The organism is Burkholderia sp. MSMB617WGS (assembly GCF_001532025.2).
GTDB classification, from domain to species: domain Bacteria; phylum Pseudomonadota; class Gammaproteobacteria; order Burkholderiales; family Burkholderiaceae; genus Burkholderia; species Burkholderia savannae.
Genome location: NZ_CP013457.1, coordinates 3842548 through 3854528, shown reverse-complemented (window position 1 = coordinate 3854528; position 11981 = coordinate 3842548). Strand labels below are relative to the sequence as shown.

The 11981-nt window shown below is 71.0% G+C and carries 11 protein-coding genes; 2 read left to right on the top strand and 9 right to left on the bottom strand.

All coding sequences use genetic code 11. The features are described from left to right. Nucleotides 1-6: 6 nt before the first annotated feature. The 4 genes from glmU to WT60_RS18855 all read right to left on the bottom strand — a co-directional run bounded on the left by glmU (nt 7) and on the right by WT60_RS18855 (nt 4062). Nucleotides 7-1368 carry a bifunctional UDP-N-acetylglucosamine diphosphorylase/glucosamine-1-phosphate N-acetyltransferase GlmU gene (glmU, locus tag WT60_RS18870; protein WP_038748328.1) on the bottom strand — a complete coding sequence of 454 codons (1362 nt, stop codon included), beginning with the start codon at nt 1366-1368 and terminating at the stop codon, nt 7-9. 135 nt (nt 1369-1503) lie between these two features. Continuing rightward, nucleotides 1504-2499, bottom strand: coding sequence for a tRNA 2-thiocytidine(32) synthetase TtcA (gene ttcA / locus WT60_RS18865; RefSeq protein ID WP_060355824.1), 996 nt, complete (start codon nt 2497-2499; stop codon nt 1504-1506). Next, nucleotides 2496-2900, bottom strand: a complete 405-nt coding sequence (locus WT60_RS18860; RefSeq protein ID WP_038748324.1) for a dihydroneopterin aldolase — start codon at nt 2898-2900, stop codon at nt 2496-2498. The genes ttcA and WT60_RS18860 overlap by 4 nt, the downstream gene beginning before the upstream one ends. A 76-nt stretch (nt 2901-2976) precedes the next feature. After that, nucleotides 2977-4062, bottom strand: coding sequence for an SDR family NAD(P)-dependent oxidoreductase (locus tag WT60_RS18855; RefSeq protein WP_060355825.1), 1086 nt, complete (start codon nt 4060-4062; stop codon nt 2977-2979). Between the two features lie 13 nt (nt 4063-4075). On the opposite strand from WT60_RS18855, the gene WT60_RS18850 reads away from it, so the two are divergent. Together WT60_RS18850 and WT60_RS18845 are read left to right on the top strand one after the other, a co-directional pair. Continuing rightward, nucleotides 4076-5266, top strand: a complete 1191-nt coding sequence (locus WT60_RS18850; RefSeq protein WP_060355826.1) for an SAM-dependent methyltransferase — start codon at nt 4076-4078, stop codon at nt 5264-5266. A gap of 18 nt (nt 5267-5284) precedes the next feature. Further along, nucleotides 5285-5479, top strand: a complete 195-nt coding sequence (locus WT60_RS18845; RefSeq protein ID WP_038748319.1) for a DUF2905 domain-containing protein — start codon at nt 5285-5287, stop codon at nt 5477-5479. Between the two features lie 237 nt (nt 5480-5716). Here WT60_RS18845 and WT60_RS18835 read toward each other — a convergent pair whose 3' ends face one another. From WT60_RS18835 to WT60_RS18815, 5 genes are all read right to left on the bottom strand, one after another. Continuing rightward, nucleotides 5717-5941 (bottom strand): hypothetical protein, encoded by a 225-nt coding sequence (locus tag WT60_RS18835; protein WP_038748316.1) that lies wholly within the window; start codon nt 5939-5941, stop codon nt 5717-5719. Nucleotides 5942-6590: 649 nt separating this feature from the next. After that, nucleotides 6591-7499, bottom strand: a complete 909-nt coding sequence (locus WT60_RS18830; protein ID WP_059646913.1) for a carbohydrate kinase — start codon at nt 7497-7499, stop codon at nt 6591-6593. Continuing rightward, nucleotides 7496-8929 (bottom strand): AGE family epimerase/isomerase, encoded by a 1434-nt coding sequence (locus tag WT60_RS18825; RefSeq protein ID WP_060355827.1) that lies wholly within the window; start codon nt 8927-8929, stop codon nt 7496-7498. The genes WT60_RS18830 and WT60_RS18825 overlap by 4 nt, the downstream gene beginning before the upstream one ends. After that, the gene (locus WT60_RS18820; RefSeq protein ID WP_038748310.1) at nt 8926-9945 is read right to left on the bottom strand and encodes a LacI family DNA-binding transcriptional regulator; all 1020 of its coding nucleotides are present in this window, start codon (nt 9943-9945) and stop codon (nt 8926-8928) included. The genes WT60_RS18825 and WT60_RS18820 overlap by 4 nt, the downstream gene beginning before the upstream one ends. A 179-nt stretch (nt 9946-10124) precedes the next feature. Continuing rightward, entirely contained in the window at nt 10125-11684 is a 1560-nt protein-coding gene (locus WT60_RS18815; RefSeq protein WP_038748309.1) for a methyl-accepting chemotaxis protein, read from the bottom strand. Nucleotides 11685-11981: the final 297 nt, after the last annotated feature.

The window sequence follows — 11981 nt, the reverse complement described above, 5'->3', positions numbered from 1 at the left end:
AACCGTTCAGCTCTTCTTCTTGACGGGACGCACGTAGCCGCTCTTCGCGGTCTGCGTCTTGTCGTTCCGCACGAGCATGCCTTCGGCGACGTCCTTCCATACGGTCGTGCCCGCCGCGATCGTCACGCCTCGGCCGACGCGCACCGGCGCGACGAGCTGCGTGTCCGAGCCGACGAACACGTCGTCCTCGATGATCGTGCGGAACTTGTTCGCGCCGTCGTAGTTGCAGGTGATCGTGCCCGCGCCGATGTTCACGCGCGCGCCGATGTCCGCGTCGCCGAGATAGGTCAGGTGGTTCGCTTTCGAGCCGTGGCCGAGCGTTGCGTTCTTCACCTCGACGAAGTTGCCGACGTGCGCCTCGTCGGCGAGCACCGCGCCCGGGCGCAGCCGCGCGTACGGGCCGACGACGGTGTGCGCGCCGAGCGTCGCGCCGTCGAGATGCGAGAACGCGTCGATGCGCGCGCCCGCGGCGATCGTCGCGTTGCGGATCACGCAGTTCGCGCCGATCGTCACGCCGTCGGCGAGCGTCACGTCGCCCTCGAACACGCAGTTCACGTCGATCGACACGTCGCGGCCGCACGCGAGCTTGCCGCGCACGTCGATGCGCGCCGGATCGGCGAGCGTCACGCCGCTCGCGAGCAGCGCGTCGGCGAGATTGCGCTGGTGGATGCGCTCGAGCTCGGCGAGCTGCGCCTTGCTGTTCACGCCGAGCGTCTCCCATTCGTCGTCCGGTTGCGTCGTGACGATCTCGAAGCCCGCCTCGATCGCCTGCTCGACGACGTCGGTCAGGTAATACTCGCCCTGCGCGTTGTCGTTGCCGAGCGCGCCGAGCCACATCGACAGCTGCGCGGTCGGCGTGACGACGATGCCCGTGTTGATCTCGGCGATCTTCAGCTCGTCGGGCGATGCGTCCTTCTGCTCGACGATGCGCGTCACGCACCCCGCCTGGTCGCGCACGATGCGCCCGTAGCCCGTTGGATCGTCGAGCGTGACGGTCAGCACGCCGTAGCGCGCATCGGTGGCGGCGTCGACGAGGCGCTTGAGCGTCGCCGTGCGCGTGAGCGGCACGTCGCCGTACAGCACGAGCGTCGGCTGCGACGGGTCGAGCAGCGGCAGCGCCTGGCGCACCGCGTGCCCGGTGCCGAGCTGCTGCTCCTGCACCGCGAACTGCACGTCGGGCGCGGCGACGGCCGCCTGCACCGCTTCGGCGCCGTGGCCGACGACGACGACGAGCCGCGACGGCGCAAGCGCGCGGGCGGTGTCGATCACGTGGGAGAGAAGGGGCCTGCCGGCCAGAGGATGAAGCACTTTCGGCAGCGCGGAACGCATGCGCTTGCCGGTGCCTGCCGCCAAAATCACGATATTCATGGCGCCAGTTTCGTAGGGAGAGTTCGAAGCTGGTCATTCTAGCATGCGGGCCCCTTCCGGCGCGGCTGCGCGGCCGGGCGGGGCGGGGGCCGCATGCGCGGGCGCCGCTCGCCGAGCGACGAGCGGCGCCGCCATTTACAGATCGTCGAACTGCACGATCGACACGGGCTTCGCGCCGCCCGGCGCACCCGCGTCGGTGCCGCACGGATCTTCGTCGAACGCGATGTCGCCGTTCGGATCGGCCTGGCCCGTCGCGCGCAGTCCGGCGAACGGGAAGAGCTGCGTGTCCATCAGGTGCGACGGCACGACGTTCGCCAGCGCGTTGAACATGTTGTCGACGCGGCCCGGGAAGCGCTTGTCCCACTCGCGGATCAGCGCCTTCATCTCGGCGCGCTTCAGGTTCGGCTGGCTGCCGCACAGGTTGCACGGGATGATCGGGAATTCGCGCAGCTCCGCGTATTTCTCGAGATCGATTTCCTTCGCGTACGCGAGCGGGCGGATCACGACGTTCTTGCCGTCGTCCGACTGCAGCTTCGGCGGCATGCCCTTCAGCTTGCCGCCGTAGAACATGTTCAGGAGCAGCGTCTGCACGATGTCGTCGCGATGGTGGCCGAGCGCGATCTTCGTCGCGCCGAGCTTGCCCGCGACGCGGTACAAGATCCCCCGGCGCAGCCGTGAGCACAGCGAGCAGGTGGTCTTGCCCTCGGGCACGAGCCGCTTGACGATGCTGTACGTGTCCTGATTCTCGATGTGGAACGGCACGCCGGTCTTCGTCAGGTACTCGGGCAGCACGTGCTCCGGAAAGCCCGGCTGCTTCTGGTCGAGATTCACGGCGACGATGTCGAAATCGATCGGCGCGCGCTCGCGCAGCCGCATCAGGATGTCGAGGAGCGCGTAGCTGTCCTTGCCGCCCGACAGGCAGACCATCACCTTGTCGCCGTGCTCGATCATGTTGTAGTCGCCGATCGCCTGGCCGACCTGGCGCACGAGCCGCTTGAACAGCTTGTTGTTCTCGTACGCCTGTTTCTGCTCGCGGCGCGTGAGCGCGCGGCGGTCGGTCTCGGCGGCGTTCACTTCGACGGCGGCGGCCGCGTCGGCTTCGTTCAGATGCGGGGTGTGGGGCGCATTCATGCTCGCTCCTCGTCCTTGATGCGAAATACTTCGACGCCGACGGCGTCGCAATCGGGATAGGCGTCCGGCTTTTCGGTGGAAACGCGCACCGCGCGCACGGCGTCGTGCGCGAGCAGGGCCGCCGCGATCGCGTCGCACAGCGTTTCCTGCAGATGGATGTGGCCGCGCGCGACGCACTGCGCGACGCTTTGCTTCATCAGATCATAGTCGACGACTTCGCGCAGCTTGTCCTCGACGGGCGTGGTCAGCGCGAGCGGCACGAACAGGTCGACGTTGACGACGACGCGCTGTTCGCCGCGCTTCTCGTGCTCGAAGGCGCCGATGTTCATGTACACCTCGTGGTCGCGCAGGTAGAGCCTGCGGCAATCGGCGAGCCTGGGATGCAGGAGGGCGGCAAACATGGTCGTTCCAGTCAAAGGGTGATGCATGCAAAGGGGCGCGGCCCGGCGTCGATGCGTGCGCACGGGGCCGCGCCCGTCAATTCCGCTCGTCCGCGGGCGGCGCGAGATGCTCGCCGCCGTCGACGGTCAACGTCGCGCCCGTCACGCCCGGCGCGCTCGCGAGATAGCACGCGGCGTCGGCGATGTCGTCCGCGCGCGGCGCGCGCCCGCGCACGAGGCCGACGACCCGCACCTTCGGCGCGAGCGCGAGCGCCTGCGCGGTCGTCGCGCGGTGCAGCGCGGCTTGCGCGAGCGAGTGCGACAAGCGCTCGGGCGCCGGATCAAACAGCGCCTCGTCCAGCAGATGAATCACGACCGCGCGCTCGCGTTCGTGCTCGCGCGCGGCGTCGGGCGTCGCGTCGGCGAGCGTGCGCGCTAGCACGAGCGGCGCGGCGACGCCGCGCGCCATCGCGCTCGCGAGCGACGCGTAGCCGACGTCGTGCGCGTTGTCCGCGACGGGCGCGGCTTGCGCGACGACGCACGACGGCCGGCCGAGCGCCGCGCCGCAGCCGGCGACGAGCCGCGCGACGTCGTCCTCGACCGACAGATCGGCGACGAGCACCGCCGCGCGTCGGCCGAGCGCCTCGACTTCGGCGGCGAGCGCGGCGGCCGCGTGCGCTTCGCCGCCCGCGGCCGCCGCGAGCGCGACGTCCCAGCCGCGCCGCGCGAAGCCGACGGCGAGTGCGCGGCCGACGGCCGCGGAGTCGAGCGCGGGCCGCGCGGCGGCGGGTGCGGCACGGGCGGCCTTGCCGGTTCCTTCCGACAAGCCGCGCGCGGCGACCGCGCTCGGCGCGCCGTTCGCGCCGGGAGCCGCGGGTGCCGCGGGCGCGCCGCCGGAACGTGCGGTGTCCGAAGCGACGTTCGCTCGCGCATCGCCTGCTCGCGCGGCGCTCGTCGGCGCCGCGTGCGTCTTCGAGGCGCCGGCGCGCGCATCACTCGCCCGGGCGGCCGCGCCGGCCGTCTGCTTCGCGCGCGTCTGTGCCGCTTGCGCGCCGTCCGCTTGCGCGCCGTCCGCTGGCGCGGCGGCCGTCTGCACGGCGCCCGCTTGCACGGCGCCCGTAATCAGCACGACCCGCGCGGTGCGGGCCGCGGATGTGTCACAGGTGTCGGCGGGGGCGGTCATTTACAATGCCGGGATGAATCCGAAAGCTCACGAACCCGCTAGTTTACCCGTTCCCGGCCCCGACGCGCTTGCGCAGTCCGAGTCGCTCGCCGCTTCGCTGCGCGCCGAAATCGCCGCGGCGGGCGGCTGGATCACGTTTGCGCGCTACATGGAGCGTGTGTTGTACGCGCCGGGCGCGGGCTACTACAGCGGCGGCGCGCAGAAATTCGGCTGGCGCGCCGACGACGGCAGCGATTTCGTGACCGCGCCCGAGCTGTCGCCGCTCTTCGCGCAGACGCTCGCGCGCCCCGTCGCGCAGGCGCTCGAGGCGAGCGGCACGCGGCGCGTGATGGAATTCGGCGCGGGCACGGGCAAGCTCGCGGCGGGGCTGCTGAACGCGCTCGCCGCGCTTGGCGCCGAGCTCGACGAATACGCGATCGTCGACTTGTCGGGCGAGCTGCGCGCGCGTCAGCGCGAGACGATCGAGGCGCACGCGCCCGGTCTCGCCGCGCGCGTGCGCTGGCTCGATGCGCTGCCCGAGCGCTTCGAGGGCGTCGTCGTCGGCAACGAAGTGCTCGACGCGATGCCGGTGCGGCTCGTCGTCAAACATGCGGACGGCTGGCGCGAGCGCGGCGTTTTGGTCGACGGCGCGCTCGCGTTCGCGTTCGCCGACCGGCCGCTCGCGCACGCAGGCGACGCGGCGCGCGTGGTCGAGATCGATGCCGACGAAGGCTACGTGACGGAGACGCACGACGCGGCGGCGGCGTTCGTCCGCACGGTGTGCGCGATGCTCGCGCGCGGCGCGGCGTTTTTCATCGACTACGGCTTTCCGAGCCACGAGTACTACCACCGGCAGCGCGCGCAGGGCACGCTGATGTGCCACTACCGGCACCGTGCGCACGGCGATCCGTTCCTATATCCGGGGCTGCAGGACATCACCGCGCACGTCGAATTCAGCGCGATCTACGAGGCGGGCGTCGGCGCGGGCGCGGATCTGCTCGGCTACACGTCGCAGGCGCGCTTCCTGCTGAACGCGGGCATCACCGACGTGCTCGCCGAGATCGATCCGACCGACGCGCAGCGCTTCCTGCCCGCCGCGAACGCGGTGCAGAAGCTGATTTCCGAGGCGGAGATGGGCGAGCTGTTCAAGGTGATCGCGTTTTCGCGCGACATCGACGGCACGCTCGACGCGTTCGCGCGCGGCGACCGCTCGCACACGCTGTAGCCGGCCGGAGGCGATGCGATGCTGCGCTGGCTGCTCACCACGTTCATCGCCGTGATGGTGCTCACGCGCGCGTGGCCGTGGCTGTCGAAGCTCGGCGTCGGGCGCTTGCCGGGCGACGTGACGCTCAGGCTCGGCTCGCGGGCCTATCCGTTTCCGTTCATGTCGACGCTCGTGATCATGGGCATCGTGTCGGTGATCGCGCGGCTCTGGTGACGCCGGCGGCGTGCGGCGCGAATCGTTGCGCGGGCCGCACCGGATCGACACGGCGGACGTTGCGGCGGGCCGGCGCCGGCGCGTGCGCGCCGACGGAGCCGCGCGTGGGCCTTGCTTCGCGCGTTGCGGGTTCGAGCGGACGGGCGGCGCGCGGCGCGCGATCGGCGCCGCGTTCGCGCCGCCCGGCGCGGATCAGGCCGATCGGCCGCGCGTTGCGCGCGGCGCCGCCCGCGCGCGTCACAGCTCGAGCTCGCCGAGAATCCGGTGCGCGAGCGCCTTCGCCTCGTTGAACGCTTCCGCCTCGTTCGCGCTCGTCGCGTCGACCTCGTAGAGCGTATTGTCGGGCGTGCCGCCTTCGTCCCGGGACAGGATCACGTACCCCTGGAAGCGTCCGTTATCCGTCTTGCGGGTATGCGCCTTGGCCGTGTAAAGGCCCTTCGTGTAGGTGTTGCCGCCGTCCATGATGCCTCTCCCGAGAAAGGACGCCCCCATCGTAGCATCCCGACGCCTCGCTTTCAGCGGCGGCGAAAACGCGCGGCTGGGTGAGGGCGCGCGCGAAACGGGGCGGCCGAGTCGGGCTGCCCGGTGAAGCGCCGCGCCCCGTCAGGCGCGATCTGTCGCGCAATGTCGCTCGGATATGGCCGATCAGGCGCAACGGGTTTGACGCACAAGAAGAGCGGACGGGGTTGCTGAAACCGATCCGAAAAGCGCGGCCCGCGAGAGTCGAGCGCGCCGAGGTTTCGATCGTCGCGTGCGGGAAGCGAACGATCCGAGGCGATATACGGCTGCAAAGCGGCCGCGCCGGCCAAGCCGGCCATCGCGCGATCGAACGCGTCGCGCGCGCGGCGCGGCAATGCCCGGCCGGTTCAGGTTCGTGCCGGCGTGTGTCCTGTCTCTTGTCGCGCGACCGGTCCGTTCGCCCGCAGCGCCGCCCGAGCGCACCGATTACACGTACCGTTCGCGCGCACCGGTTGCGCGGCAGGACGTTCAGCGCGGTACGTTCGCGCGAAGCCTGTCGCGAACGGAATCGCATCGACGGTTCGTGCGCGAATGCCGTCGCGCGATGCTCGGATCTGCCGCATCCGCATCCGCAGCCGCAGCCGCAGCCGCGTCACGACGCGACGAGCGCGACGACTTCGTCGAGCGTCGGCGCGTGCGCGCCCGTGTGGCGGCACGCCGCCGCGCCGGCCGCGAGCGCGAACGACAAATGCTCGCGCCAGCCGCGCTCCGGCACCGTCATCAGGCTGAACAGCAAGCCGCCGATCGTCGCGTCGCCGGCGCCCACCGTGTCCGCGACCTCGACGCGCGGCGGCCGCGCGTCGAGTGTCTCGCCGCCCGCGTAGAGCGTCGCCGTGTCCGGCCCCCGCGTGACGAGCAGCGCCGCGCGCGGATTGAACGCGTGCAGCCGCGCGATCGCGCTCGCTTCGTCTTCGCCCGCGAACAGGTGCCGCAAGTCTTCGTCGGACACCTTGATCAGATCGGCGAGCTCAGCCATCTTCGCGAGCGTCGGCCGGTAGCCGTCCGTCATCAGATTGCGGTAGTTCGGATCGAAGCTGATCTTCACGCCCGCTTCGCGCAATTCGGCGGCGAGCGCGACGAGCGTCGCCGCGAGCGGTTCGCGCACGAGGCTGATGCAGCCGAAATGCGCCCACTTCGCGTGCTCGCGCCAGCCGTCGGGCAGCCGCTTCGGATCGAACGCGAGATCCGCGCTGTTTTCGCCGATGAAGAAATACGCGGGAGGCTGCGTTTCGTGGACGATCGCGAGGAGCGGCGCGCGCTCGACCCGCTGCAGGAAGCGCAGATCGAGGCCGGCCGCCTCGCTTTCGCGCCACAGCTCGTCGGAGAAGCAGTCGCGGCCCACCGCGCCCGCGCACGCGCTCGGCGCGCCGAGCCGCGCCACCGCGCGCGCGACGTTCCAGCCGGCGCCGCCCGGGCGAGACGTCCAGTGCGCGCCGCCCGTGCGGACCATGTCTGTGAGAATGTCGCCCGCCGACACGAATTGCGGAAACCCTGCGCTCATCGCGCGCCTCCGTTTCGGCGGCGTGCCGCGCCGTCGCCGTTGATCTTGCCGCGTCCATCGCGTCCATCGCGTCCGTCGCCGCGCTTCGCGGGCGCGGCTTCGCCGTGGCCGCCCGCGCCGTCATCCGCATCATCCGCGCCGTCGCCCGCGCGCATGCCGCCGCCGTCGCCGCGCTTCGCCGCGAGCGCGTGCAGCACTTCGTAGCACGCGCCCATCGTGTGATAGTCGGTCTTGCCGGCGGGGCTCTTCTCGTCGCTGTACTTGCGGTTGTCGCAGGTGAGAACCCGGTACCACGCGCCGTAGCGGTGATCGACGAAGTGCGCCCAGCTATAGCGCCAGATCTCGTCGTACCAGTCCCAGAAGCGTTCGCTGCCCGTGCGCTGCGCGAGGAGCGCGGCCGCCGCGAAGCTCTCCGCCTGCACCCAGAAGTACTTGTCGTGGTCGCACACCTTGTAGTCCGGCCCGAAGCCGTAGCAAAGGCCGCCGTGGTCGCTGTCCCACGCGTGCGCGAACGCCGCGTCGAACAGCTCGATCGCGCGCGGCAGCAGCCAGTCGAGCGGGCGGTGGCGCTCGAGAATCAGCAGCAGCTTCGCCCATTCGGTCTGATGGCCGGGCTGGAAGCCCCACGGACGGAAGATGTTCGAGCTGTCTTCCTTGTTGTATTCCCAGTCGACCGACCAGTCCGCGTGGAAGTGCTCCCACACGAGCCCGTGCGACAGCGCGGCCTGCCGCTGCACGATGTTCGTCGCGACCTTCTCCGCGCGGTCGAGATACGTCAGGTGGCCCGTTGCCTCGTATGCGGCGAGGAGCGCTTCCGTCGCGTGCATGTTCGCGTTCTGGCCGCGGTAGCTCGACACGGCCCAGCCCGGCGTCGCGTCGTCCGCGTAGAGGCCCGCCGCCCGATCCCAGAAGCGGCGTTCCATCAGCTCGAACGTGTGCGCGATGAGCGGCTTTGCCTCTTCGACGCCCGCCATCGCCGCGTGCGCGGCCGCGAGCAGCACGAACGCGAGTCCGTAGCAGTGGCGCGTGCCGTCGCGCGTCGCGCGCTTCTCGCCGTCGCGCCATTCGATCTCCCAGTCGTAGCCTTCGTGCTCGGCGTCCCAGTGCGCGTCGCGCAGGAAGCGCAGCCCGTGGCGCACGTAGTCGAGATCGCGCGCGTCGCCGAAGTGGCGGTACGCCATCGCGTAGTTGAAGATGAAGCGGCAGCTGCTGACGAGGTGGCGCGTGGTGCGATCGTAGACGCTGCCGTCGTCGCGCAAGAAGTGGTGGAAGCCGCCCGTCGGGTCGAACACGTGCGGCGCGTAGAAGCGCAGCGTGTCCTCGACGTGCGCGATGAGGAACTGCGGGTCGCGGAAGCTCGCGACGTACGGCGCGGTGGCGTGCGGCGCGTCGGGCGTCGGACGGGAAGCGGGCGTGGCTGAGGTCGTCATGATCCGAGTACCGAGGTGAGGGGGCGCGGCGTGCGTGCGGCGCCCGCGCTGCTGGCCCGCGCGATCAGTTGCACGGGAAGGCTGAGTTCGGTTTGCGCGGGCGAATCGGCGAGCAGCAGCTCGATGCCCTGCCGGCCGAGCGCCTCCTTGTCGATCGCGAGCGTCGTGAGGGGCGGCGCCGCGTGCGCGGCGGCCGGAATGTCGTCGAAGCCGACGAACGCGATGTCGTCCGGCACGCGCACGCCGTGCTCGATGCACACGCGCATCGCGGCGAGCGCGGCCGCGTCGTTGTACGCGAACACGGCGTCGGGCAGCGGGCCGCCCGCGTCGAGCAAGTGCCGCATCGCGTTCGCCGCGCCGGCGTCGGGGCCGAGGCTCGTGTCGATCGACAGCTCGAGCGACGGATCGAACAGCATGCCCGCGTCGAAGAACGCGCGGCGATAGCCGAGCGCGCGCTGCGCGATGCTGTAGTGCGCGAGCGAGCCGCCGATGAACGCGATGCGCCGGCGGCCCGACGCGAACAGGTGATGCATCGCGAGCGCGGCGCCGCCCGCGTTGTCGACGTTGATCGAGCGCAGCCCGGGCGCGCGGATGTCGATGAGCACGAGCGGGCGGCCCGTCGCGGCGAGCGCTTCGAGCGTCTCCGGCTCCATGAAGCCCGCGACCGCGATCGCGTCGGGCGCGTGCGGGCGCATCTGGCGGATCACGTCGTCGGTCGGGCCCGTCGTCAGGAGCGACGGCACGATCCCGCGCTCGCGGCACGCGTCCTCGACGCCGTGCAGCACGTGCGAGAAGAACGGCGTCGTCGCGAAGTTGTTGTGCTGCCGATGCAGCAGGAACGTGAGCCGCTTGATCCGCGGGCGCAATTGCGTCGGATCGTAGTTCATGCGGCGCGCGATCTCGACGACGCGCTCGCGCGTCGCCTCGGACAGGCCAGGCTGATTCTTGAGCGCGCGCGACACGGTGCCGATCGACACGTTGGCCGCCTGCGCGACGTCGCGAATGGTGGTGCCCATCGTTTTGAGCCGGGATGTTTAGGGTGTTGGCGATTGTATAGTAAAAATCGTCGTGCAATGCCCTGGGACTATGTCGATTCGGCTTATAAGTGCTTATTTATAAATAGGTTGGTGGGGCATAATTGTTTACTAAAAATACTAAACAGATATCGGTTTGTGGGTCGTCGTGATGCCGTCGCTCACGCCGCGACGCGGAAGATCGCCGCCGCCTCGCGCAGCGCGGACGCCTCGTCGGCGAGCGCGCCCGCGGCGCTCGCCGCCTTCTGCACGAGCAGCGCGTTGTGCTGGGTCATTTCGTCCATCTGCGCGACCGCGCGGTTCACCTGGTCGATGCCGGAGCGCTGCTCGTCGGACGCATGCGAGATTTCGTCGACGAGCGTCGCGACCTGCCGCACCGACGCGAGCATGCCGACGATCGTGCCGCCCGCGGCCTTCACCGTGTCCGCGCCGAGCTCGACTTCGCCCGTCACGTCGGCGATCAGCGTCGAGATTTCCTTCGCCGCCTGCGCGCTGCGATGCGCGAGGCCGCGCACTTCCTGCGCGACGACCGCGAAGCCGCGGCCCGCCTGGCCGGCGCGCGCCGCCTCGACGGCCGCGTTCAGCGCGAGCAGGTTGGTCTGGAATGCGATGCCCTCGATCGTCGACGAGATGCTGCGGATCTGCTGCGAGCGGACCGACAGCGCCTCCATCCGCGCGATCGCGTCGCGCGCGGCGGCGTCGCCCTGCTCGGCCTGCGTCGACGCGGCGATCGCGAGCGAGCTCGCCTGCCGCGCGTGGTCGGCGTTCGTGCGCACGGTCGCGGCGAGCTGCTCCATGCTGCTCGCCGTCTGCTGCAGGCCGGCCGCGTGTTCGTCGGTGCGGCGCGACAGGTCGTGGTTGCCGTGCGCGATGTCGGACGTCGCGTGCGCGATCGCGTCGGCCGCGCGCTGCAGCGTGCCGATCGTCGCCGCCAGGCGCGCGCGCATCGCGTGCATCGCATGCAGCACGCTGCCGGGCGCGGCGTCGGCGGCGCGCACGTCGAGCGCGAGGTTGCCGGATGCGATCTCGTTGGCGACGGTCGCCGCGTAGTCCGGCTCGCCGCCCAATTGCCGCGCGAGCGCGCGCGCCATCGCCGCGCACAGCACCGCGACGGCCACGACGCCCGCGAGCACGCAGCCCGCGACCGCCCACTGGACGAGCCGCGCGACGCCGCGCGCGCGGTCGTACGCGTGTTGCGCCGCTTGGAGCTGCCACTGGCGCAACTGCGCGGCCTCGCCCTTGACGCGTTGCGCGACGGGGTCAAGCGTCTGCGTGACGACCCATTGCGCTTCGGACAGATTGTTCGCCTTCAGCAGATCGACGGCGGGCCGGATGCCCTTGTCGCGCAGCGTCGCCCAATCGGCGGCGAGGCGCTCGGCCTGCGCGCGCTCGGCGTCGGCGCGCGGCGTCGCGCGGTAGTCGGCGAGCAGGCGATCGATCGCGGCGACGTCGCGCGCCGACGCCGCGGCGACCGCTTCGGTTTTCGCGGCGGACGGGTCGAGCACGGCGTCGCCGACCGCGTAGCGCGTCTGCGTGACGAGCTCGTCTATCGACGAGATTCGCTGCAGTGTCTTCGCGCGATCCTCGAAGACGTGCGCGAGCGCGTCGCCGACGCGCGCGACGCCGGCGAGACCGATGCCGCCGGCGGCGGCGAGCACGAGGACGACGACCGCGACGAGGGCGCGCAGACGGGCTTTGACGGTGAGGCGGGTGGTGTTCATCGGGGGCGGTTCCGGAAGCGGCGCGTCGCGCTCGTGACGCGTCGAGCCGTGACGAGAAGCCGGCTTAACGGCGTCGGGGGCCCCGGGTTGAATGAATTTTTCGTGAAGCGATGCCCTGATTTGGGGCGTCGGCGGCGAGGGGCGCGTGTTGCGTGATTGGGCGAAGGATGCCTGCCGGTCGTTTCGGTGTGGCGTCGCGGGCGTTGCGGCGCGCGAATGCGGCGATGCGCGAATCAGATGCGCGAATCAATCGGCGAACCGGGGAGCCCGGCGCGCCGTGCATCGCCGCGGAGCGCA